General features: G+C 64.0%; 22 protein-coding genes. 8 read left to right on the top strand and 14 right to left on the bottom strand.

From position 1 onward, the window contains the following. Positions 1 to 14 precede the first annotated feature (14 nt). From ACT6Q8_RS09285 to ACT6Q8_RS09275, 3 genes are all read right to left on the bottom strand, one after another. Positions 15 to 1,043, bottom strand: coding sequence for a septal ring lytic transglycosylase RlpA family protein (locus tag ACT6Q8_RS09285; protein WP_444733289.1), 1,029 nt, complete (start codon positions 1,041 to 1,043; stop codon positions 15 to 17). A 42-nt stretch (positions 1,044 to 1,085) separates the two neighbouring features. Further along, positions 1,086 to 2,072 (bottom strand): lytic murein transglycosylase, encoded by a 987-nt coding sequence (locus ACT6Q8_RS09280; RefSeq protein ID WP_444733288.1) that lies wholly within the window; start codon positions 2,070 to 2,072, stop codon positions 1,086 to 1,088. Positions 2,073 to 2,152: 80 nt separating this feature from the next. Beyond that, a complete protein-coding gene (locus ACT6Q8_RS09275) occupies positions 2,153 to 2,944 on the bottom strand; it encodes a YdcF family protein (protein WP_444733287.1) in 792 nt (263 codons plus the stop codon). A 342-nt stretch (positions 2,945 to 3,286) separates the two neighbouring features. Here ACT6Q8_RS09275 and ACT6Q8_RS09270 point away from each other — a divergent pair, with 342 nt between their 5' ends. After that, complete coding sequence (locus tag ACT6Q8_RS09270; protein ID WP_444733286.1) at positions 3,287 to 4,627, top strand: putative bifunctional diguanylate cyclase/phosphodiesterase; 1,341 nt, start codon at positions 3,287 to 3,289, stop codon at positions 4,625 to 4,627. 64 nt (positions 4,628 to 4,691) lie between these two features. On the opposite strand, the gene ACT6Q8_RS09265 is transcribed toward ACT6Q8_RS09270, so the two are convergent. The 8 genes from ACT6Q8_RS09265 to ACT6Q8_RS09230 form a co-directional block, all read right to left on the bottom strand. Then, on the bottom strand, positions 4,692 to 6,011 hold the full coding sequence (locus tag ACT6Q8_RS09265) for a peptidoglycan DD-metalloendopeptidase family protein (RefSeq protein WP_444733285.1): 1,320 nt from the start codon (positions 6,009 to 6,011) through the stop codon (positions 4,692 to 4,694). After that, entirely contained in the window at positions 5,951 to 6,607 is a 657-nt protein-coding gene (locus ACT6Q8_RS09260) for a protein-L-isoaspartate(D-aspartate) O-methyltransferase (RefSeq protein WP_054167594.1), read from the bottom strand. Before ACT6Q8_RS09260 ends, ACT6Q8_RS09265 begins: the two co-directional genes overlap by 61 nt. Then, positions 6,604 to 7,380 carry a 5'/3'-nucleotidase SurE gene (surE, locus tag ACT6Q8_RS09255; RefSeq protein WP_444733284.1) on the bottom strand — a complete coding sequence of 259 codons (777 nt, stop codon included), beginning with the start codon at positions 7,378 to 7,380 and terminating at the stop codon, positions 6,604 to 6,606. The genes ACT6Q8_RS09260 and surE overlap by 4 nt, the downstream gene beginning before the upstream one ends. After that, positions 7,373 to 8,647: a serine--tRNA ligase gene (gene serS, locus ACT6Q8_RS09250; protein WP_444733283.1), complete on the bottom strand. Its 1,275-nt coding sequence runs from the start codon at positions 8,645 to 8,647 to the stop codon at positions 7,373 to 7,375. The genes surE and serS overlap by 8 nt, the downstream gene beginning before the upstream one ends. A 131-nt stretch (positions 8,648 to 8,778) precedes the next feature. After that, positions 8,779 to 9,816 (bottom strand): hypothetical protein, encoded by a 1,038-nt coding sequence (locus tag ACT6Q8_RS09245; RefSeq protein ID WP_444733282.1) that lies wholly within the window; start codon positions 9,814 to 9,816, stop codon positions 8,779 to 8,781. Between the two features lie 254 nt (positions 9,817 to 10,070). Further along, positions 10,071 to 11,438, bottom strand: a complete 1,368-nt coding sequence (locus ACT6Q8_RS09240; RefSeq protein ID WP_444733281.1) for an ATP-binding protein — start codon at positions 11,436 to 11,438, stop codon at positions 10,071 to 10,073. Next, complete coding sequence (locus tag ACT6Q8_RS09235; protein WP_444733280.1) at positions 11,435 to 12,145, bottom strand: response regulator; 711 nt, start codon at positions 12,143 to 12,145, stop codon at positions 11,435 to 11,437. The genes ACT6Q8_RS09240 and ACT6Q8_RS09235 overlap by 4 nt, the downstream gene beginning before the upstream one ends. Before the next feature lie 32 nt (positions 12,146 to 12,177). Further along, entirely contained in the window at positions 12,178 to 12,669 is a 492-nt protein-coding gene (locus ACT6Q8_RS09230) for a MarR family winged helix-turn-helix transcriptional regulator (RefSeq protein ID WP_102111230.1), read from the bottom strand. Positions 12,670 to 12,741: 72 nt separating this feature from the next. Here ACT6Q8_RS09230 and ACT6Q8_RS09225 point away from each other — a divergent pair, with 72 nt between their 5' ends. After that, complete coding sequence (locus ACT6Q8_RS09225) at positions 12,742 to 13,635, top strand: branched-chain amino acid aminotransferase (RefSeq protein WP_444733279.1); 894 nt, start codon at positions 12,742 to 12,744, stop codon at positions 13,633 to 13,635. A 94-nt stretch (positions 13,636 to 13,729) separates the two neighbouring features. On the opposite strand, the gene ACT6Q8_RS09220 is transcribed toward ACT6Q8_RS09225, so the two are convergent. Next, complete coding sequence (locus ACT6Q8_RS09220) at positions 13,730 to 14,836, bottom strand: pyridoxal phosphate-dependent aminotransferase (protein WP_444733299.1); 1,107 nt, start codon at positions 14,834 to 14,836, stop codon at positions 13,730 to 13,732. A 139-nt stretch (positions 14,837 to 14,975) separates the two neighbouring features. Between ACT6Q8_RS09220 and ACT6Q8_RS09215 the strand changes: the two genes are divergently transcribed. After that, positions 14,976 to 16,343, top strand: a complete 1,368-nt coding sequence (locus tag ACT6Q8_RS09215) for a M48 family metalloprotease (protein ID WP_444733278.1) — start codon at positions 14,976 to 14,978, stop codon at positions 16,341 to 16,343. Between the two features lie 40 nt (positions 16,344 to 16,383). Here the strand turns inward: ACT6Q8_RS09215 and ACT6Q8_RS09210 are convergent, their stop codons facing one another. Continuing rightward, positions 16,384 to 17,958, bottom strand: coding sequence for a DUF3369 domain-containing protein (locus ACT6Q8_RS09210; protein ID WP_444733277.1), 1,575 nt, complete (start codon positions 17,956 to 17,958; stop codon positions 16,384 to 16,386). Positions 17,959 to 18,194: 236 nt separating this feature from the next. Here ACT6Q8_RS09210 and ACT6Q8_RS09205 point away from each other — a divergent pair, with 236 nt between their 5' ends. From ACT6Q8_RS09205 to accC, 5 genes are all read left to right on the top strand, one after another. Further along, positions 18,195 to 18,959 (top strand): DsbA family protein, encoded by a 765-nt coding sequence (locus ACT6Q8_RS09205; protein ID WP_054168640.1) that lies wholly within the window; start codon positions 18,195 to 18,197, stop codon positions 18,957 to 18,959. A gap of 171 nt (positions 18,960 to 19,130) precedes the next feature. Then, the gene (locus ACT6Q8_RS09200) at positions 19,131 to 20,276 is read left to right on the top strand and encodes an MBL fold metallo-hydrolase (RefSeq protein ID WP_444733276.1); all 1,146 of its coding nucleotides are present in this window, start codon (positions 19,131 to 19,133) and stop codon (positions 20,274 to 20,276) included. A 96-nt stretch (positions 20,277 to 20,372) separates the two neighbouring features. Beyond that, positions 20,373 to 20,831 carry a type II 3-dehydroquinate dehydratase gene (gene aroQ, locus ACT6Q8_RS09195; protein WP_082372405.1) on the top strand — a complete coding sequence of 153 codons (459 nt, stop codon included), beginning with the start codon at positions 20,373 to 20,375 and terminating at the stop codon, positions 20,829 to 20,831. A 34-nt stretch (positions 20,832 to 20,865) separates the two neighbouring features. Further along, the gene (gene accB, locus ACT6Q8_RS09190; protein WP_054168642.1) at positions 20,866 to 21,336 is read left to right on the top strand and encodes an acetyl-CoA carboxylase biotin carboxyl carrier protein; all 471 of its coding nucleotides are present in this window, start codon (positions 20,866 to 20,868) and stop codon (positions 21,334 to 21,336) included. A 31-nt stretch (positions 21,337 to 21,367) separates the two neighbouring features. Then, positions 21,368 to 22,714, top strand: coding sequence for an acetyl-CoA carboxylase biotin carboxylase subunit (accC, locus tag ACT6Q8_RS09185; RefSeq protein ID WP_054168764.1), 1,347 nt, complete (start codon positions 21,368 to 21,370; stop codon positions 22,712 to 22,714). 150 nt (positions 22,715 to 22,864) lie between these two features. Here the strand turns inward: accC and ACT6Q8_RS09180 are convergent, their stop codons facing one another. Further along, on the bottom strand, positions 22,865 to 23,296 hold the full coding sequence (locus ACT6Q8_RS09180; RefSeq protein ID WP_444733275.1) for an OsmC family protein: 432 nt from the start codon (positions 23,294 to 23,296) through the stop codon (positions 22,865 to 22,867). Positions 23,297 to 23,363 lie beyond the last annotated feature (67 nt).

Raw genomic sequence — 23,363 nt, 5'->3', positions numbered from 1 at the left:
GCCCGGCGCCAGGATCAGTCCACGATGATCTTCGCTTCCGACGTGCCGGCCTGCAGAACCTGGGCCAGCACCTGATCTGCGCGTTCGACCTGATCGAACGGACCGACACGAACGCGGAAATATTGCGTGCCATTGACCATGGCGTTCGACAGGTTGGTCGGCGCAATGGAATTCAGCTTGGCCCGAAGCTTGTTGGCATTGTCATAGCTGGCGAAGGCGCCGGCCTGGATATAGATCTTGCCGGGCTTGGCCGGAACCGCACGCTGTTCAACCACGGGGGCCGGCAGGAAGCGGCCATCATCGGTGGTGGTGCCGGCCAGACTGGTCGGGGCGGCGATGGTGCGGGCCGGAGCCGGCGTTGCTTGCGCCACCTTTGGCGGAATGGCGCTGCCAGGGGCGGCCTTGGTCCCGGCGGGCGGGGCCAGAGGCGTGGATTCCACCGTCACGCTGGGGCGCGGGGCGGCCTGCGGCACGGGGCCGCCGTCGGGCGAGACACCAGCCACCTGGGACGCGGCGTTCATGGCGGCGGCGGCGATGGCGCGGCTTTCCTCCGCCAGAACCTCAACCCGGACCTTGGCGGTGCCCTGCTGGTCAAAGCCCAGCAACTGTGCCCCACGGCGCGACATGTCGATGATGCGGCCCGACACGAAGGGGCCACGGTCATTGATGCGCACGACGATGGAACGGCCATTTTCCAGGTTGGTGACACGCACCAGACTGGGCATGGGCAGGGTCTGGTGTGCCGCCGTCAGCTCATTCTCATTATAAGCCTCGCCATTGGCAGTGACCTTAGTGTGGAAGCCGGGGCCATACCAGCTGGCAATGCCTGTCTCGTTATAGGAATAATCGACGCGGGGGTAATACCAGACGCCGTCGATCTGATATGGGTTGCCGACCTTGTAGCTGCCGCCCGGCGTGGGCTTGGGCTCCACCGGTGCGGGCACAGCGGCCGGAGGCTTGGGCGGCGGCGGCGAGGAACAGCCGGCCAGCCCCGCAAGGGTGACACCCAGGACCGCCAGTTTTACAAGATTTACCCGCGCCATACTTCCCTACCCCAACCAATTGTGGCCGCAGCCTACATCAACTCATTTACCGGAGCCAATATGGTCGGCGAGAATTCCGACCGCAGTTGCGAAATAGGTAGACCGGTTCCAGTCCATGATGGTCCGGTAATTGCCATAGACCAGGAATGCCTTGCCCTTCGGCCCGTCCGGCTGCACCAGCCAGGCATCGATCTTGGCCTTGGGCAGCGGTTTGCCGTCCGAACTGCGCAGACCGCGCTTTGTCCAGACGGACAGCGGCTGTGCCTGCTTGTCCAAACCGGCCCAGGCCGCCGAATCAGCACCCTTGGGCAGACGGACCGCCCTGCCCCATGTCTGGTCGGTTTTCCAGCCCACGGTGGCCAGATAATTGGCCGCAGACGCGAAGACATCGGCAGGCGTGGTCCAGATATCCCGCTTGCCGTCGCCATTTCCATCCTGGGCAAACTTGAAGAAGCTGGAGGGCATGAACTGACACTGCCCCATGGCGCCCGCCCAGGAACCCAGCATGCGGTCAGGCGCGATATGCCCCTCATCCAGGATACGCAGCGCCTTCAGCAATTCCCCCCGAAAGAAGGCGCTGCGGCGGCCGTCATAGGCCAGCGTCGTCAGCGCATCCACCACCTTGAACCCGCCCATATTGCCGCCGAAATCCGTCTCCATGCCCCACAGGGCGACGATGAACCGGGCGGGAACGCCATATTTCCTCGACATTTCGGCCAGCAACGCCTTGTGCGTCACCATGCGTTCACGCGCCTTCTTGATGCGTGCCTTGGTGACGGACCGGGACAGGTAGGTGTCGAAGGTGATGGTCCGTTCGGGTTGTTTGCCATCCAGTTCCAGAATGCGGGGGATGGGGGCAACACCGGTCAGGGCTGTGTCTACGATGGTGGGGCGGATTCCCTCACGCAGCGCTTCGGCCTTGAACTCCCCCAGCCATTGCTGGAAATCCGGTGCAGCCTGTGCCGTGGGGGCCAGCAATGTGCCCAGCAGAAGGCAAGCGGGCAACAGGCCCCGAAGGCGGCTTCGCATCGCGTGCATCATCATCTGGGGCCCTTCCGCAGTGCCTGATCCCATCGGTTGTGGCACGGGCAGGCAGACAGGGGCAAGCGTCAGGGAGAGGGTAATACCGTCGGGATACGCCCCGCGAGACGGTAGGCGACCAATCCCCGCCATTCATGGGCGGCATTGTCGAACCGGTCCAGATTGTCGGTCAGGTTAAGACCGAAACGGTCAGCCTCCGTACGGTTGGCGTTGTAGGCGACGGGAAAGGCCGTCAGATGGACATCGGGCACGACTGACCGGAAAACGCCCATGGCGCGCGGCATATGGGCCGCAGACGTGACCAGCAGCCAATGTTCGCCGGCTTTCAGTAAAGGCGCACTGTTCACTGCATTCTCCCAGGTGTTGCGCGACCCATCCTCCAGCATGATCCGGGCGGTATCGACGCCCCAATCGGTCAGCAGGGCAAGGACGAAGGCCGCTTCCCGGTCATCGGGATGGCGCGGGTCGCCACTGCCGCCGGTGAAGACCACGCGGGCCTGTGGAAAGCGCCGCATCAGTCCCGGCAGCACCGTCAGCCGTTCGGCATCGCGCGTCAGCTGCGGCGCGCCATGTTCGCGCGAGGCGATGGGCATCAGCGCGCCGCCCAGGACGATGATGCCGTCAACCGGCGGGATCGCCGTCAGGTCCGGTGCGGAGAACCGCTCCTCAAGCGGCAGGAGTGCCCATGTGGAAACAGGGGTGACGGCAATGATCAGCAAGGGGAACAAGCCCACCGCCATAATAACCACGCCCCAGCGGCGCCGGGCCAGAACCGCGATCATACCCGTCAACATTATCAGCAGCAGAAGATTGCCGGGCGATGTCACGGCTGCGAACAGTTTACCCAGCGCAAACTCCATCCTCGGCTCTCCAAAAAGATCAATAATTTAACGAACGTTTTTTTCTATGGTTATAAGAAACTGGCACCTAAAAGAGTGTCAGAAAATGATCGTTGCCGCTATTGATGCGTTCCATCAAGGGGTCGGATGTGCAATGATCTTGCCTACCCTGTGATTTGGACATGCCGGAATGCACCATCGGTGTTTCCCCGGCTGAACAGGTTTTGGGGTGCCGGGAACCCGGATGCCGGACCAGCCGTGGAAACCCGCGACAAAGGCAGCAGGTAGGATGATGCAAATGGTCACTTTTTTGTCCGCCGTACTTTCCCCGATCTGATGCCTGGACCACGGAATAACGCTGTCGTGACTTTGTCCAAGATACTGAATACGGATGGCGGTCAGGCTGCCGACTTCATCCCCCGCGATGCCGTTACCGGCGTCTGGGAGATGCGGCCTTTTGCCAACCGGGTGGCCGAGATATTGGCCCAGCATGATGGGCGGCTGATTGCGGGCATCCTGGTGGTCGAGATTGACCGCATGCCGCAGCTTTTCCGCGTCCATGGCCAGCAGGCCTTGGATCAGGCCATGGCGACATTGGTCAAGCGCCTGATGCCGGTCTGCGGTTCCAACGATCTGATCTGTCGGTTTGCGCAGACGCAGTTTGCCATATTCCTGCCGGGCCTGGACCATGCGGGCAAGGCGCTGTTCGCGGCGTCGGCCATCGCCAATTCCATGGTCGAACCGATCATTGTCGAAGGCCAGCAGTTGTTCGTGTCGGCCAAGATCGGCGTGGCGGTATCGCCCAACGACGCCACCGATGGCCCGTCGCTGATCCGCAATGCCTGCGTGGCGTTGGAACAGGCGGTGAAATCGGGGACGGCCAATTACCTGCATTTCACGCGCGCCATGCGCGACGATTTGAAGGAACGGCTGGACCTGGAGGATGAGCTGCGGGCCGCCATCCGCGATAATCAGCTTGTCTTGCATTACCAGCCGAAGGTGGCCATCCAGGGAGGCGAGCCGGTTGGCGGTGAAGCGCTGCTGCGCTGGCGCCATCCCGTGCGGGGCATGGTGCCGCCCGGCGTGTTCATTCCGACGGCGGAGGAAACGGGCCTGATCGTTCCCATCGGGGAATGGGTCCTGCGCAACGCCATCAAGCAGATCCGCGAATGGCTGGATGCCGGCCTGCCGCCGATCCAGATCGCCGTGAATGTGTCGGAACGGCAATTCCGCTGGGGCCACCTGCCGGCCCTGATCGATGTGCTGCTGGCCGAGAGCGGTATACCGCCGCACCTTCTTCAATTGGAAATCACCGAAACCATCCTCCCGGAAGACCTTGAGGGTGCCCTGCAGCAGATGCGCTGGATCGCCGACCGTGGGGTGGCGCTGGCGCTGGATGATTTCGGAACTGGATACTCTTCGTTGTCCTACCTGCGGGAATTACCGCTGGACTGCCTGAAGGTGGACCGCAAGTTTGTGATGGATATGGAGCGGGACCAGAGCACCCGCCATATCGTGGAGGCCATCGTGGCCATGGCGCAGGCCATGGACCTGAAGGTGGTGGCCGAAGGCATCGAAACCCCGGCGCAGTGGGAAATCCTGAAGAGGCTGGGCGTTGAGGAAGGCCAGGGCTACCTGTTTGCCCGCCCGATGCCGGCGGAAGGTTTCGCCGAATTCATCCGGCATGCGGCCAAGCCGGTCTGAACCTGATATGAGCTTGATTTAGGAATGATGTCGGAAAGGGCAAGGGATACCTTGCCCTTCGCCGTTATTTTTCCAGCTGATCAACGGGGTTCAGGACCTGTTCGCCTTTGCGCACCGCGAAATGCAGCTGCGGTGACCGGACATTGCCTGTCTGGCCGACGGTGCCGATCCCCTGCCCGCGCGTCACGCGCTGCCCCTGCTCCACGCCAATGGCATCCAGATGGGCATAGACGGTGACCCAGCCGCCATCATGGCGGATCAGCACCAGATTACCGAAGGATTTCAGCTGATTGCCGGCATAGGCGACGATGCCGTTTTCGGCAGCGGCCACGGCGGTGCCGCGCGGCGCACCGATATTGATGCCATCATTGCGCAGGCCACCCGGCTTTTCACCGAATCCCGACAGGATGGTGCCGCGCACAGGCCAGAGGAAGCGGTTGCCGGCACGGGCGGGCACCGCCTCCTCCCGTGGGGGAACCGGTGGCGGGGCGGTGGCGACCTGGGTGGGGGGCGGTTCGGCCACCGGGGCGGATGCCGGCGGCGCAGCGGTGCTGGCCGGGGGCGGGGTCGGACGGCGGTCGGGCGCCACGGCGGCGGGGGCTGCCTGCGCTGGCGCAACGGCGGCGGGCGGCGGGGCCAGGGTTTCCGTCTCCACGCCCTTACGGCCCGATACCGCGCCAGAGGCGGTGGCCGGTGGTGCGACGATGCCAGGCCGGGTGGGCGCCGTTGTGGCCGGAGCGGTGGATGGTGGGGGCGGCAGGGTCGCCACCTCCACGGTCGGGCGCTGCGCGCGCTCTGCCGGCATGGAGCTGGCGGCGGGTGGTGCTTCCGGCTTGCGGCCCGGGGCTGGCATGCCGGGCGGTTTGGCGGCGGGGGCAGCGGCAGAGGCGATGGCAGTCGTGCTGGCCGGTACCGGGCTTTGGCCAGGCAGGCGCAGGGTTTGACCGGCCTTCAGCGTGTAAGGCTGCTGCAAGTTATTGAGGCGGACCAGTTCGGCGCTATCCACCTGATATTGCCGCGACAGGCCATAGAGCGTGTCGCCGGGCTTCACCACATAGACCTTGGGCAGTGGAAGCAGCAGACGCTGCCCCGGCAGCAGCATGTAGGGCGCGGTCAGGCCATTGGCCTCAATCAGATCGCGGACAGGCACATTGTACTGCTGCGCCAGCTTGTAGAGATTGTCGCCACGGGAAACGAAGATGGAATTGATGGGGGCCGCCGGGGCGCGCGCCGCCTTGCTGGGCAGGTCGCCCTCTGTCGAGCAGCCGGCCAGCAGCAGGCCCGGCAGCAGCAGGGCCGCCAGAGCATAACCCGACCGGCGCTTCAGGCCGATATGGTCTCCGGTGCGATATCCGGCAGCAGGGGAACAAACCTGACGGGCCACAATACCTCTCGCTTCAATCCATCTTCGTCACGGCGGATACGCACGACGTTCAGCGCCCGATGATCCGGCCCCAACGGGATCACCATGACACCACCAACCGCCAGTTGCTCCACTAGACCATGAGGTGGATTGCCAATGCAACCTGCGGTGACCAGTATCCGTTCGAAGGGTGCCGCTTCCGGCCAGCCCTTGATGCCATCCCCTACCCTGGCCGTCATGTTATGAAGACGCAAGGCGGTAAATCGCTGCTCCGCCTCCTGGGCCAGGGGACGGTGGCGTTCGATTGTATAGACCCTGCGGGCGATCTTGGCCAGAATCGCGGCCTGATAGCCCGAACCGGTTCCGATCTCCAGCACCTTATGCCGGTCGGTCAGTTCCAGGGCCTGGGTCATCAGGCCTACCACCTGCGGCTGGCTGATCGTCTGACCATGGCCGATGGGCAGGGCCGTATCCTCATAGGCCTGATCACGGAACAGGCGCGGCACAAAAAGCTCCCGCGGGATCAGCTCGATGGCCCGCAGGACATTGACATCCGTTACCCCCTGGCGGCGCAGCAGCATCAGCAACCTGATCTTGCGCGCCGCCCCGCTGGTCATGCGAAGACCCCTTTCAGGTTCTCCAGACACCCATAATGGGTCAGGTCCAGGAAAATGGGCGTGACCGCGATGCCGCCATGATTGACAACATGCACGTCGGTGTCGGCGGGCACATCATCATCCCCGCGCGCCGCGCCGATCCAGAAGTACCGCCGGCCACGCGGGTCGATACGTTCATCCAGCTCATCCCCGATCTTGCGGTTGCCGTGGCGGACCACATGCACGCCCGTGACATCGCCGACGGAAACGTCGGGATAATTCACATTCATGAGGACCAGTTTTGGCCAGTCGGCGGCCATCACCTTGCGCACCACCTGCGCGCCCAGTGCTTGCGCTACCCCCCAGTTGGGCGGGCCGCCATGGGGCATGCGCTGGCTCATGGCGATGGCGCGCACGCCCAGCAGCGTGGCCTCCATGGCACAGGCGATGGTGCCGGAATAGGTCACATCCTCGCCCAGATTGCTGCCATGGTTGATGCCGGACAGGACCAGGGCCGGCTTCTTGTCGGCCATGAAATGGTTGATGGCCAGCAGCACACAGTCGGTGGGCGTGCCATCCACGGCAAAGCGCTTCGGCCCCAGTTCCCGCACCCGCAGGGGCCGGTGCATGGTCAGCGAGTGCGAGGCGCCGGACTGCTCCGTCTCCGGCGCCACCACCCAGACATCGTCGGTCAGTTCCCGCGCGATGGCCTCCAGCACGGCCAGCCCCTGAGCGTGGATGCCATCATCATTGCTGATCAGGATACGGGTGCCGGTGAAATCGAAATCAACCATTTGCCGTAATCCGCTCCAGCCCGCCCATATAGGGGCGCAGGGCCTCGGGGATCAGGATGGAGCCGTCGGCCTGCTGATAATTTTCCAGCACGGCAATCAGGCAGCGGCCCACGGCGGTGCCGGAACCGTTGAGGGTATGCACGAACTGGGTCGACTTCTCCCCCTTCGCGCGGAAGCGGGCCTTCATGCGGCGGGCCTGGAAATCGCCGCAGTTGGAACAGGAGGAAATCTCGCGATAAGCGCCCTGCCCCGGCAGCCAGACCTCGATATCGTAGGTCTTCTGCGCCGTGAAGCCCATGTCGCCCGAACACAGCGTGACGGTCCGAAACGGCAGGCCCAGACGCTTCAGCACGGTTTCCGCCGCATCGGTCATCCGCTCATGCTCCGCCGCAGACTGATCGGGGCGGGTGATGGAGACCATTTCCACCTTGTAGAACTGATGCTGGCGGATCATGCCACGCGTGTCACGGCCGGCGGAACCAGCCTCTGAGCGGAAGCAGGGTGTGCGGGCGGTCAGACGCAGGGGCAGCTCCTCGGCGTCCAGGATGGCGTCATTGACCAGGTTGGTCAGCGGCACTTCCGCCGTGGGGATCAGCCAGAAGCCGTTGGTGGTCTGGAACAGGTCCTCGGTGAATTTGGGCAGCTGGCCCGTGCCGAAGGCGGCGTCATCCTTGACCAGCAACGGCGGGGACACTTCCTCATACCCGTATTCGGTCGTGTGAATGTCCAGCATGAAATCGCCCAGGGCGCGTTCCAGGCGGGCCAGTGCCCCGCGCAACACAGTGAAACGCGCGCCGGACAGCTTGGCCGCCAGATCAAAGCTCATCAGGCCCAGGGCTTCACCCAGTTCGAAATGCTGCTTGGCATTGGCGATGGGCGTGGGCGTGCCGATGCGGCGGATTTCCACATTGTCATGCTCATCCTTGCCGTCGGGAACCTCCGGGGCCGGGATGTTGGGGTATGAGGCCAGGATGCGGTCCAGTTCGGCCCCCAGCTCCTTCTCCCGCTCTTCCAGCTGCGGCATCTTTTCCTTGATCGCCGCCACTTCATCCAGCAGAGGCTGGGCGTCCTTGCCGTCCTTCTTATAGGCGCCGATCAGCTTCGACGCCTCGTTCCGGCGGGCCTGCAGCTCCTGCGCCTGCGTCTGGCAGGCGCGGCGTTCCTGATCCAGTTCCAGGATGCGGGAAGACAGCGGTTCCACGCCGCGCCGGGCCATGCCGGCATCGAAGGCAGCGGGATTGTCGCGGATGGAACGGATGTCGTGCATGGAAAACCAGAAGCAAAGGGTAAATGGTGCCCCGTTTATAGATGCACGGCGGGCAGCGCGTAAAGCGCCCGAAGGTCAGACCATGGCGTTAACCCTGTGAAACATCGCGCAACCTCCCCTGCGTCCCGGTTTCACAGGATGCCGGGCTTGGGTGCCCAGGACAGCCAGCGGGGGCGTTCGGCCCAGACAATGTTGGTCAGGCCGGGGGTGGTGGGCAGGTTGTCCAGTACGGTTTGAGTCTCGAAGAGAATCCTGACCAACAGGCGTGGGGCTGAACGGGGGCGGCGCGCGGCGGGGCGGAAGGGTGCGGCCGGGTTGTGCGGCGCGGGTGGGCATGCGGCCTTCACGCGGGCCGGCGGTTTGGGCGGGGCGAAGCGGAGTTCGGGGGGATAATCGGGCGGGTAATCGCCGGACTGGCCCATGGCGTCCGCGGTGGGTGGGGGCAGGTCTTCGGGGGCGTCTTCGGCGGGAACCCGTGTGGTGGAGAGGTCGGGCGTGTGGCCCCTGGGTCCCGGCGTTCGCGGGGATGACGAGGGGAGCGGATCGGTTTGGGCCGACAGGTCGGGCAGGTCGGCGGCGAGGTCGGGGTCTTCGGCGGTGGGGGCGGTCAGGGGGTCCAGGCGGATGGCGTCGGCACCATCCGGGGAAAACCAGTCCGGCGGGACGCGGGCGTGGCCGGGCTTGGGCTTTTTTTCCGACGGTTGCAGCAGGTCCCCGCCCAGGCCCAGCCGGTCGGCAGCCCACAGGGTGGCGCGCATATCGCCGCTGGCCACGGCATGGTAGATGCTGTCGACCACCAGGGTGCGCAGGGAGACGAAGCGGCTTTCCGCCTCCCGCCGCAGCAGGGCGCGTTCTTCGGCGATGCGGCGGCGCAGATTGTGGGACCGTTGCAGAGCGCGCCAGATGGTGGTGCGCGACACGCCATATTCCGCCGTGATCTCCTTGATCTTGCGGCCCGCCGCGATGTGGAAGGCGATCTTGGCCCAGGCGACGTCCGTCACCTTGCGGGACACGTAACCCTCCGTCAGATGCTCATCAGGAGCGAAGCCGACATCCTCGGTAAAGGGCTTGGTATGAAGGTCGGAGGAACCGCGCCACCAGGCCTCTGCCTGTTCCTGCGGCGTCAGAGTGGGGTGGTCGGTGTCGTAGGGATTATGGGACAAGGACATGGGACGGCGCTCCCGAAGGCAAGGGATGGGTCCATGATCCTAATAGATTTTGGGAATTTATTCCACAGACGCGGATGGGGTGCGCATTGCTTCAATCGCCCTCCCCTTCGTCATCCCGGCGAAAGCCGGGACCCAGGGCCAAGCGCCCAACCATTGCGCTGCTTTTCCAGCGGCGGTGGAAAGGTTCGATCCTGTGGCCCCTGGGTCCCGGCTTTCGCCGGGATGACGAGAAGGGGGAGCGATGGATTTTAACCCTATAACGGCAACCGCACCACGGCGCGCAGGCCCTTCTGCGGGCTGTCGCGCAGCAGGATGTCGCCGCCATGGCGCCGGGCGATGTCGCGGGCGATGGTCAGGCCCAGGCCGACACCACCGGTTTTCTGATTGCGGGACGGCTCCAGACGGTGGAAGGGCCGGAAGACGGCGTCGCGCTGATCCTCTGGAATGCCGGGACCGTCATCATCGATGAGGATTTCCACGAAATTGCCCCGTCGTTCCAGGCTGAGCCACACATGCCGCCCATAACGTGCGGCATTGCCGATCAGGTTGGTCAGGCAGCGGCGCAGCGACAGCAGGCGCAGGGGCAGGACCACCGCCTCTCCCTGCGTCACCATCGGGTCCAGGGTCAGGCGGGCCCCTTCCCGTCTGGCATTGCCGGCGATTTCGGCCAGCAGCAAGGAAAGATCGACCTGCCGCTCCTCCTCCTCCCCGTCGCCGCGCGCGAAGGAGAGATAGCCATCGATCATCACCTGCATCTCGGCCACGTCGGCCTTGATCTCCTCCACCTCTGCCATGTCGGGCATCATGGCCAGTTGCAGCTTCATGCGGGTCAGGGGGGTGCGCAGATCGTGGCTGACGCCGGCCAGCATTTCCGTGCGCTGCGCGATCTGACGACGGATGCGGTCGCGCATCAGCAGGAAGGCATGGGCCGCCTGCCGCACCTCCACAGCCCCTTCGGGACGGAAATCGCTGATATCGCGGCCTTTGCCGAAGGCGTCGGCAGCAACGGCCAGACGGCGGATGGGCCGGATCTGGTTGCGCATGAACAGGGTGGCGATAGAGAACAGGACCAGCGAGCTGCCCAACATCCAGATAATGAACAGATAGGAGGTGAAGCTGTAGAGCCGGCGTTCGGGGGACAGGACCGACAGCACCCCGTCCGGCATCTGCACCCGGATTTCGATCCATTTATGGGCGACGTTGGAATTGATGCGCCAGGGCCGGCGGACGCGGTCGTCCAGGGCCTGGCCCAGAGTTTCCTCCAACCCGCTATAGAGCCGGGCGGGCGGGTCGTCCAGCACCTCGCCGCCTGTCCAGGTGAACAGGATGTCGGTATGGCGCGCGGCCATGGACAGGGTTTCCTCGCGCGCCTTTTCATCGCCATCGCGCGACAGCTGCTCGATCACCAGGGCGATTTCGCCGGCGACCGAATTGGCCAGCCGGTTGGTCATCGTGTCCCAGTGCCGGTCATAGAAGACGAAGGTGGCGATGGCCTGGGCCAGCACCACGGGCGTCATCATGATCAGCATGGAGCGCGCGAACAACGTGGCCGGCACCATCCGTTTCAGCCCACGCAGGGGCCGGGGACGGTTTTTCCACAAGGACTGCAACCAGCCGGTCAATCGGGCCTCAACACATAACCTTCGCCACGCACAGTATGAAGATAACGCGGTTCACGCGGATCATCTTCCAATTTGCGGCGAAGGCGGGTGACCTGAACATCGATGGTGCGTTCATTGGCGGCATCAACGCCAGCCTTTTCCACCAGCGCCTCGCGGCTGAACACCACGCCGGGGTCGGCGGCCAGCACGCGCAGCAGGCCGGATTCCATGGCGGTCAGGCGAATGATCTCGTCGCCTGACCGCAATTCCTCCCGCTCTGCATCGAACAGGTACCGGCCCAGGCGGATGGGCACAGCGGTGCTGGTGGTGCGGCCACGGGGGCGCAGGGTGCGGCGCAGAATGGCGTTCAGGCGCAGAACCAGTTCACGCGGCTCAAACGGTTTGGGCAGATAGTCGTCCGCCCCCGCCTCCAGCCCGTCGATCCGGTCGCCCGCCTCCACCCGCGCCGTCAGCAGCAGGACGGGCGGGCCGCCATTGGCAGACAAATGACGGCAGAGCGACAGGCCGTTCTCCCCCGGCATCATCACGTCCAACACCACCAGATCGAAGGCCAGCCCGGCCAGCTTGGCCCGCGCGTCAGCCGCATCGGCAGCACCGGTGACCAGAAAACCGTTCTGGCCCAGGTACCGGCGCAGCGCCTCACGCAGGCGCGTATCATCATCCACGACCAGGATGTGGGGCTGTTCGGCGGGATCGTCACTCATCATGGCCCTTCACATAGCATGGAAGGGAGCGATGGTCACCGCTTGCCGGGAGGCGGGAATTTGGCGCGGTCCTCGGCGTCGATGATGCCCAGCATGACGGTGCGGAACCCTTCCACCGCCGCGGCACCCGCCGCGCGATAGGCGCTGGCGATGCGGGCGCGTTGCGCGTCCGACAGGCTGCGTTCCAGGTCCACGCCCTTGTCCGTCAGGGTCAGCAGCCGCTGGCGCCGGTCCTTCGTGCCCGGACGCTGCGCGATATATTCCTGATCGACCAGATCGGACAGGACACGGCTCAGGCTCTGCTTCGTGATCTGCAAAATGCCCAGCAGTTCGGTCACCGTGATGCCGGGATAGCGGCCCACGAAATAGACGACGCGGTGATGCGCGCGGCCCAGACCGATCTTGGCCAGCATGGCGTCGGGTTCCGCCGTGAAGTCGCGGTAGGCGTAGAACAACAGCTCAATACCCTGGCGAAGATCTTCCTCGCGCAGGAAAAGCGGGTTCGGTCCCGATTTTATGTCAGCCATGTTGACTTATTTCCGCAATTCTGTATCGTGGATGCTGTTGTACACGACATAAAACAACAAGGAAGCCCCAAAATGTCCGTCATCCCCTTCCATGACCGTGATGGCCATATCTGGTTGGACGGGGCGATGGTGCCCTGGCGGGAAGCGCAGGTCCATGTGCTGACGCACGGGTTGCACTATGCCAGTTGTGTATTCGAGGGGGAGCGCATTTACAACGGCGTGATCTTCAAGTCGCACGAACATGCGGTACGGCTGCGCCGGTCGGCGGAACTGCTGGGGTTCGAGATCCCGTACAGCGTGGCGGAGATCGAGGCGGCGAAGAGGGAAGTCTGCCGCGCGGCGGGCCTGACCAACGGTTATCTGCGCCCGGTCGCGTGGCGCGGCAGCGAGATGATGGGCGTGGCGGCACAGAAGAACCGCATCCATATGGCCGTCGCCTGCTGGGAATGGCCCAGCTATTTCAGCGCGGAAGCCCGGATGAAGGGCATTGATCTGGAAATCGCCCGCTGGCGCCGGCCCGCCCCGGATACCGCGCCGACGGAATCCAAGGCGGCGGGGCTTTATATGATCTGCACCATCTCCAAGCATGAGGCGGAGCAGAATGGCCGGCAGGATGCGCTGATGCTGGATTACCGGGGGTTTGTGGCCGAAGCAACGGGGGCCAATTTCTTCATGGTCAAGGATGGCGTGGTGCATACGCCCATCCCCGATTGCTTCCTGAACGGCATCACGCGCCAGACCATCATTGATCTGGCGCGCCGTCGGGGCATGACCGTGCTTGAACGGCATTTCACGCTGGACGAGGTGCAGGGCGCGGATGAGGTGTTCCTGACCGGGTCGGCAGCGGAGGTGACGCCCGTGCGCCGCATCGGCGATTGGGCATTCACCCCCGGGGCGGTGTGCCGCGCCATGATCGGTGATTACAGCGATCTGGTGAATGGGCGGTTGGCGGCGGTGGCGGCGTGAGCGGTGTTTGTCGCATGCGCTTTGCTTATGCGACCTACGAAACACAATCGGTCGTAGGTCGCATAAGCGCCAAGCGCATGCGACGGCAAAGTCGTTACCTGCATCGCCATGCGACAAGGCGACGGGCCGCCTCCGCCACTTCCGCCTCGGCCGCCGCGAAGCTGATCCGCAGGTAGCGGTGGCCGCGTGCGGTGTCAAAATCCAGGCCGGGCGTGATGGCGACGCCGGTTTCGGCCAGGATGCGTTTGCAGAAGGCCTGACTGTCGTCGGTCAAACCGCTGACATCGGCATAGACATAGAAGGCCCCATCGGCAGGTGCCAGATTATCGAAGCCGGCGCGCGGCAACTCGTTCAGCAGCAGGTCGCGGCTGCTTCGGTAGCGGGCGACATGGCTGTCGGCCTCTTCGGTGCAGTCGAAGGCGGCGATGGCAGCGCGCTGGGACAGGGTGGGCGCGGAGATATAAAGGTTCTGGGCCAGACATTCGGCAGAGCGCACCAGTTCCGGCGGCACCACCATCCAGCCCAGACGCCAGCCGGTCATGCTGAAATATTTGGAAAAGCTGTTGATGATGATGGCGCGGTCGCTGAAGGCCAGCGCCGTCTGGCCCTTCACGCTGGTAAACTCGATGCCATGATAGATCTCGTCGGAGATCAGGCGGACGCCATTGGCCTCGCACCAGAGGGCCAATTCGCGCAACGCCTCGGGCGACAGCATAGTGCCGGCAGGGTTGGACGGGCTGGCCAAGATCAGGCCCTTCACGGGCTTATCCAATGCAGCCAGCAGGGCTGGGGTCGGCTGGAACCGTGTTTCGGGGCCGGTCGGGATTTCCACCGGTTCCAGGCCAAGCGCGCGCAGGATGTTGCGGTAGGCAGGATAGCCGGGGGCCGCCAGGGCCACGCGGTCGCCCGGCTCAAACGCGGCCAGGAAGCCAAGCAGGAATCCTGCCGACGAACCCGTCGTGATGGCGATGCGCTCCGGCGCCACCGACACGCCGTAATGGTCGCGATACCAGCGGGCGATGGCCTCTCTCAGCGGCGGGATGCCAAACGCGTCGGTATAGGCGATGCGGTCATTGTCCAGCGCCTCATGGGCCGCCGCGATAACGCCACGCGGGGCCGGCGTGCCCGGCTGCCCGATTTCCAGATGCAGGACATCGCCCCCGGCGGCGGCGCGTTCATTGGCCGCACGCATCACCTCCATCACGATGAAGGGCGAAACGGCGCCGCGCTGCGAGGGGGCCCAGATTGTGTCACCAGCGTGGGCTTTCAAACTCGCCCTTCCCTCGCCATGTTTTTCGTGGCTAGTGTCGGGCCGAGGGGCCTTGCCGATGGATAAAGACATGTTTGCGGTTCCAAAGCGGATTGCCAGTGCGGCCGTGGCGTTGTTGATGTCGGCGACGCTGGCCGTGCAGCCCGCCATTGCCCAGCGGTCGATCAGTTTCATTCGCGACACCGAAATCGAACACATCCTGCGCACCTATTCCACCCCCATCTTGCAGGTGGCAGGTGTCGTGCCGGAATCGGTGACCATCGCCATGGTCAATGATGACAGCCTGAACGCCTTTGTCGCGGGCGGGCAGAATATGTTCTTCCATACCGGCTTCCTGATGGACACGACGGTGGAGGAACTGGTCGGCGTGACGGCGCACGAGACAGGGCACATTGCCGGCGGCCATCTGGCCCGCGCTGGTGACGCCATGTCGAACGCCGCCACCATCGCCAGCATCTTCACCCTGCTGGGCATGGCGGCAGCCATCGGGGCCGGGCGCACCGATGTCGGCATCGGCCTGATGGGCGGTGGCCAGGAAGCGGCCATGCGCACCTTCTTCGCCTTCACGCGCGGCCAGGAAGGGTCGGCGGATGAGGCGGCGATGCAGTACCTGGAAAAGCTGGGCTGGTCGTCTGAAGGCCTGATGAAGATGATGCAGCGGCTGGCGGGACAGGAGCTTCTGCCCGAAAGCCGGCAGGTGGAGTTCGTGCGGACCCACCCCCTGACCCGCAACCGCATCGAGGCCATCCGCAATTTCGTGGAAACGAAATCCAAGAATAATGGCAAGCGCTTGCCGGATAATTTTTATGCGATGCATGAACGCATGGTGGCCAAGCTGATGGGCTTCATGCGGCCCGATGTAGCGCTGCGCCATTATTCGTCGACCGATACCAGCATCCCCGCGCGCTATGCCCGCGCCATCGCGCTGTATCAGCGCGGCAATGTGCGGGACGCGCTGACCATCACCGACAGCTTGATCGCGCAGGAGAAGGAAAACGCCTATTTCCATGAATTGAAAGGGCAAATCCTTTTCGAGGATGGCAAGGCCGCCGAAGCCGTCATCCCCTATCGCGAGTCTGTGCGGCTTGACCCGGAATCGGGCCTTCTGCGCAATGCCCTGGGCCATGCGCTGCTGGAGGTGGGCAACGACCGGTTCCTGAACGAGGCCATCACGCACCTGACGGCGGCCGCGCGGCTGGAACATAATTCGGCGCTGACCTGGCGGTTGCTGTCATCGGCCTACAGCCGCGCCGATCAGCAGCCGCAACTGGCCTATGCCCGCGCAGAGGAAGCGCTGGCACGCGGCGACATCCGGGCGGCGAAATACCATGCTGACCGGGCCGAACGCATGCTGCCCGCAGGTTCGCCGGAATGGATCCGGGCGCAGGATATCCGCGTGATGGTGGAAAGCCATCCGGGGGTTCGGGAATATAATTAAGGGTTTGCCCGTGAAGTCGCGTGGGTGGATGCGGGCGTGATTACCGCATCCGGCCCCGCGCCTGCCGCACCTGGAAGAAGGCGGCGACGACGGTGGGGTCGAACAGAGTGCCCGCCCCTTCCTCAATCGACTTCAACGCATCGGCCAGCGGCACCGCATCACGCCAGGAACGGCGGTGGGTCAGTGCGTCATAGACATCGGCGACCGCGATGATGCGGGCAGCGGGCGGAATATCGGCACCCGACAGGCCATGCGGATAACCGCTGCCGTCCCAGCGTTCGTGATGGGCACGCGCGATGGCGGCGCCGAAGGACAGGTAATTGCTGCCCTCCACCAGGCGCGAGGCCTTTTCCAGGATGGCGGCGCCACGTTCGCAGTGCATTTCCATCTGGTGGCGTTCATCGGCGTCCAGCATGTTTTCCTTGCGGATCACGCTGTCGGGGACACCGACCATGCCGATATCATAGAGCATGGCGGCCATGGTGATCTGTTCCAGGAACTCATCATCGATGATCCTGTCCCATCCATCCTGCTGACGCAGCGCGAAGGCGATTTCGGTGACCAGCCGCGACAGGCGCAGCCCATGGTCGCCGCCGCCATCCGGGTCCTTGTATTCGGCAAGACCCGCCAGCGCGATGACAGCGGCCTTGTGCGAGCGCTTCACCTGATCATAGAGGTGCAGATTATCGAAGCCGATGGCGATCTTGGCGCCCATCACCTCTGCCAGCTTGCGTTCCAGCCCGTCCAGGGAGCGGCCCACATGCAAGCAGGCGGCGGCATCACGGCCATCGGCGGTGCGCAACCACAGGATGGCATCACTGTCATCGAAATGGTGCTGCCGGGCGCGCAGCACGTCCATTACCTTGGCCGCCAGGGCCGGATCGACGCTGTGGCCCAGCGGCAGGCCCACGCTGTCGGCGTGCCTTCCCTGCGCAGCCAGGATCTGTGCATCGGCGCGGGCATTGCCGCGCGGCACGCAGACAAGCCCGTCGGGCACCACATCCAGCACACGGGCCAGTTCACGCAGCACCGCCTCGGCAAAGCGGTCGATGGCGCGCAGGGTGAACAGGTTGCTGGAGGCATCGATGATGCGTTCCATGCCCTGGCGGGAGCGCATCAGTTCGGTGATATGCTCATACGAACGCAGGGCAGCGACGGTGGCGGTGCCCAGCTTCTGCGCCGTCAGTTCCGTCTTGGCCTTGTAATCATTGATGTCATAGCCGTGGATGACATCATCTTCCGGCGCCTGCCCCGGCTGTCCGGTGCGCAGGATGATGCGGACCTGGCTGTTGCCCAGTTCATCACGGATTCGCGGCACCAGGCGCAAGCCGGCATCGTCCGTTTCCATCACCACGTCCAGCAGGACCATGGCGATGCCGGGATCGTTGCGCAGGATGCCCAACGCCTCTTCTGCCGAGTAGGCGGACAGGAACTGCACCGGACGGCTGCGATAGGCGAATTTCTTCATGACCAGACGGGTCATGGCATGCACTTCGGGATCGTCATCGACGATCAGAATCAGCCAGGGACGGACAGAAGCAGCGGACGCATCAACGGCGACCGGAAGTTCCGGCCCCTCCTCCTTGAAGAGGAATTCGTCGTCGTCGCCCGCCATCACAACCGTACGCCGCTCCCTGTCATCGTCCGTAACCCCGTCCTTTTGCCGGACGTATTAGCCATGGTCACGGTCGCATATTGCCATTGGCAATACCAATGCACACTTACGTATCACGGCATAGCTCGTGCCCAGAGGCAAGCCCCTTGAAAACAGGGGTTTCATTCCGCGTCGCGGTTGCGCGCGTGGTCTGACCGGTCCATGGTGCGGGCAACCACTTCATGGATGCGTGATCAATGTTCTCTCGTCTTCGCCTTTCGGGTCCGGTTCTGGCGCTGAGCTTGGCCCTGTCCTGTACAACCGCTCTGCCCGTGTTCGCCGCCGACAAGCCGCTGGACAAGAATGCGGTTGAACAGATCGTCCGCGACTATCTTCTGACCCATCCGGAGATCCTGCTGGAGGCCATGGAGGCGCTGGAGAAGAAACAGCAGGCCGAGGGCGACAAGGCCGTTGCCGAGGCCTTGAAATCGAATCGGAAGGCGCTGGAACAGAATGCCATGTCGCCGGTGGGCGGCAATCCCAAGGGGGATGTCACCCTGGTCGAGTTCTTCGATTACAATTGCGGCTATTGCAAGCGCACCCACCCGGAGCGCAGCGCTGCCGTGAAGGGCGATGGCAAGGTCCGCGTCGTCTATAAGGAATTCCCTATCCTGGCGCCCTCCTCCAAGGAAGCCGCCAAGGCCGCCCTGGCCGCCAACCGCCAGGGCAAGTATGAGGCCTTCCATACCGCCCTGATGACCCATGAGGGCCGCCTGGACAGCGACGCCATCCGCGCCACGGCCAAGGATGTCGGGCTGGACCTGAAGAAGCTGGAACAGGATATGGGCGATCCCGCCATCGAGGCGGAGATCAAGGCCAATATGGAACTGGCCCAGAAGCTGGGCATCCGTGGCACGCCGGGCTTTGTGATCGGCGATACGGTGGTGCCGGGCGCCATCGAAACCGAACAGTTCATCGCCCTGTTCAACGCGACGCGTGCGGCCAAGAAGGCTGGGGGGTGAAGCCACTTTTTACTGCCTCCCCGGCCTTCGCCGGGGAGGCGCGTTTTTGGCGGCAGCGGTGATGTGATAGCCCCGACAAACAGGCCCCATCGCTGTGGGGCTGAGCGGTCCGCAGTGGAGGCCGATTCCGGCGGTAGGATCAACGGATCAACCGCCCGGAGGCCGCCTGCGATGTGGAACCATGTCTGCCGTACCGCCCTGATCCTGACGGCGCTGGCCGTTCCCGCAGGCGCGTATGAAGCTTCCAGCCTGCCCTATCCGCCGGGCACCACGGTGACGGCGGCGGATGGTTATCTGTATGAGGCGTCCAAGCTGACCGAGGGTGTCTGGCTGTTCGCGTCGCCGGAACCGTTCCATGTCCAGCCCTATGGCAATGTCGTGGCCGTGGAGCAGGCGGACGGGTTCGTGCTGTTCGATAGCGGCGGCACGCCGGCGGGGGCGGCGCGCATCCTGGACATGCTGGCCAGCCTGTCGCCCAAGCCGGTCAAGGCCGTGATCGTCAGCCATTGGCATGGCGACCATATCAACGGGCTGCGCACCATTCAGCAGCGCTGGCCGCAGGTGCGGACCATCGCCACCAATGCCACCCGCCGCACCCTGACCGACCCCAAGGTCGCGCGTTTCATGCCCACAGGGGATACCGCTTCCGATGATGCGATTCGTCGCAATCTGGAGGGGGCGGTGGGCCATCTGCGCAGTCAGGCGGCCCGGACCGACCTGCCCGAGGCGGTGCGCGCGGGCAATGCCCAGGCGGCCCGAGAGCTGCAACATTACGGTCAGGAACTGCTGGGCGGGGCCATGCTGGTGCCCGCCGAAGGGTTCGATGACAGGCTGCTGATCGATGATCCGCAGCGCCCCGTCGAGCTGCGTTTCCTGGGGCGCGCCAATACGGATGGGGATGCCGTCGCCTGGCTGCCCAAACAGAAGATATTGGGGAGCGGTGACATCGTGGTCTCTCCCATACCCTATGGTTTCGGGTCGTATCCCAAGGATTGGGAGGCCACGCTGGCAGCCCTGAAAGCCTTTGATTTCAAGATGCTGGTGCCCGGTCATGGCACGGTGATGAAGGACGCGACATATCTGGACCGGCTGTCCTCCCTGATCGCCGAGACGCGTGCCAAGGTGGCGCCGATGGTGGCGCAGGGGCTTTCATTGGACGATGTTCAAAAACAGATCGATCTTTCGGCGCAGGCGCAGATGTTCAGCGGCGGTGATGCCTTCCGGTCCCGCATCTTCGACCAATATTGGCGCCAGCCATTTGTTGCCAGCGTCTTTAAAGAGGCCAAGGGCGATCCCATCATACAGGGGGGTGGTTGACTACCTTCCGTAACGTAATGTCGATCTCCATTGCCGATGCGGCCAGCCATGCTATAACCGCCCGGCTTTCGGCGAACATCACAAGGGACGGCCAAGTTGGCCCAACAGCCTTCGATCCTCATCCTGAACGGGCCGAACCTGAACATGCTCGGCACCCGTGAACCCCAGATTTATGGGTCGGAGACGCTGGCCGATGTCGAGGCCCTGTGCCGTGCCGAGGGCGCGCGCCTGGACCTGGAGATCGATTTCCGCCAGTCGAACCATGAGGGCGAGCTTGTCACCTGGATCCAGCAGGCGCGCGGAACCCGTTCCGCCATCCTGCTGAACGCCGGAGCCTATACCCACACCTCGGTCGCCATCCTGGATGCGTTGACGGCGGTTGAACTGCCGGTTATCGAGGTGCATCTAAGCAACATCTTCCGCCGCGAACCGTTCAGGCATCATTCGTATGTCTCGATGGCCGCGCGGGGGGTCATATGTGGCCTGGGTTCCCATGGCTATGTCCTGGCGCTGCAGGCGGCTGACCGCCTGATCCGTGCCACGGCCAAGCCCTGAAACCACCGGTCCCTTTCATAAGGTTGAGAACACCATGTCGAGCTTCGATCTGGATGCCAAGTTCGTGCGCACCATGGCCAAACTCCTGGAGGAGTCGGGCCTGACGGAAATGGAATATTCGGAAGGCGAGCGCCGCATCCGGCTGAGCCGCGCGGCACCGCCGGCCCCGATGGGCTATGCCCCGGCCTATGCGCCGGCCCCGGTGGCACCGGTTGCCGCCCCTGCCCCGGCTGCTGCGGCCCCCGCCGCCGCGGTTGCCCCGGCCCAGCATCCCGGTGCCGTGAAGTCGCCCATGGTCGGCACCGCCTACATGGCAGCCGACCCCAACTCCCCGCCCTTCGTGAAGGAAGGCGATACCGTCAAGGCCGGTCAGACCATCCTGATCATCGAAGCCATGAAGGTCATGAACCCGATCAAGGCCGCCAAGGGCGGCACCGTGACCCAGATCCTGGTCGCCAATGCCCAGCCGGTCGAATTCGGCCAGCCCCTGCTGATCATTGAGTGATCGATCCATGACGGCGAAATCCCAGGACGGGCTGTTCGAAAAAGTCTTGATCGCCAATCGCGGCGAAATCGCGCTGCGCATCCACCGCGCCTGCCGCGAGATGGGCATCAAGACCGTGGCCGTGCATTCCACGGCCGATGCCGACGCCATGCATGTGCGTCTGGCCGATGAAAGTGTCTGTATCGGCCCGCCGGCCGCCAAGGACAGCTATCTGAACATCCCGGCGATCCTGTCGGCGGCGACCATCACGGGCGCCGACGCCATTCATCCCGGCATCGGTTTCATGGCCGAGAATGCCCAGTTCGCCGATATGGTGATCGAGCATGGCTTTGCCTGGATCGGCCCGACACCGGACCATATCCGCATCATGGGCGATAAGGTCACCGCCAAGAAGACGGTGATCGCGCGCGGCCTGCCCTGTGTGCCCGGTTCCGATGGCCCGGTGGACAGTTTCGAAACGGCGGCGAACGTTGCCGATCAGATCGGCTATCCGGTCCTGATCAAGGCCGCCGCCGGCGGTGGTGGCAAGGGCATGAAGGTCGCCTTCAGCCGGGAAGAGCTGAAGGAAGCCTATTCGCTGGCCCGTGGCGAAGCCCGCGCCGCGTTTGGCAATGACGAAGTGTACCTGGAAAAGTACCTCGCCAATCCGCGCCATATCGAGGTGCAGCTGCTGGGTGATCACCATGGCAATGTGGTGCATTTCGGCGAACGCGACTGCTCCGTCCAGCGCCGTCACCAGAAGGTGGTGGAAGAGGCCCCGTCGCCCGCGCTGAACGCCGAGGAACGGGAGAAGGTCGGCTCGCTGGCCGCCCGCACCGCCAAGCTTCTGGGCTATCGCGGCGTTGGCACCATGGAGTTCCTGTACGAGAATGGGCAGTTCTATTTCATTGAAATGAACACTCGTCTGCAGATCGAGCACACGATCACAGAGATGATCACGGGCGTCGATCTGGTGCGTGAACAGATCCGCGTCGCCACCGGCGCGCCGCTGGGCTATACGCAGCAGGATATTCGGTTCCACGGCCATTCCATCGAATGCCGTATCAATGCCGAACATCCCGAGACGTTCATGCCGTCGCCGGGCCAGATCAAGCAGTATCATGCGCCGGGCGGCCTGGGCGTGCGCGTCGACAGCGCGCTGTATGATGGTTATCGGGTACCGCCCTATTACGACAGCATGATTGCTAAGCTGATCGTCCATGGCAACACGCGCAATGAATGCCTGATGCGCCTGCGCCGCGCGTTGGAGGAATTCGTCATCTCCGGTGTCGATACCTCCATCCCGCTGCATCAGAAGATCATCGCGGAGCCGGATTTCATCAACGGCGATTACGACATCAAGTGGATGGAAGCCTGGATGAAGCGTCAGCAGGGCTGAGGTTTCGTTCGGTTCGAACAAAGAAAACCCCCGGTGGCCGGTTCGCCGCCGGGGGTTTTTGTTTGGGCGTGAGATGTCGCATGCGCTTTGCTTATGCGACCTACAACCGGTTCGTAGGTCGTATAAGCGTCAGCGCATACGACACAATACTCAGGCCAGCGTCGCCGACAGCTTGACCTCGGCGTTCAGGACCTTGGACACGGGGCACATGGCCTTGGCCTGGGCAGCCACTTCCTGGAACTTATCGGCGCTGATGCCGGGGATTTTGGCGGTCAGGGTCAGTTCGACCGTGGCAATCTTCCAGCCGCCGCCATCGCTCTCCATGATCAGTACGGCGCCCGTCTTCAACTCATCCGGCGGGAAGCCGGCGGCGGTCAGCAGGAAGGACAGCTGCATGGAGAAACAGCCGGCATGGGCTGCGGCGATCAGTTCCTCCGGGTTCGTCCCCTTGCCATCACCAAAGCGCGCCACGAAGCTGTAGGGCACATTGGCCAAGGTCGCACTCTGCGTTGACAGCGTGCCGCTGCCATCCTTGCCGGTGCCATGCCAGACGGCATTGGCGGTACGCTTGATCTGGGCCATCGCTGCGTCTCCATCGGGAAAAGTTGTATGATGGAAGCGTAACACCGGTTTGTGACGGGTGGCAGCG

Origin of the sequence: Niveispirillum sp. (assembly GCF_052437035.1) — a bacterium.
In the GTDB taxonomy this organism is placed as follows: Bacteria; Pseudomonadota; Alphaproteobacteria; order Azospirillales; family Azospirillaceae; genus Niveispirillum.
Note: the sequence above shows the minus strand (reverse complement) of the source record. Positions and strands in the feature narration are given on the sequence as shown.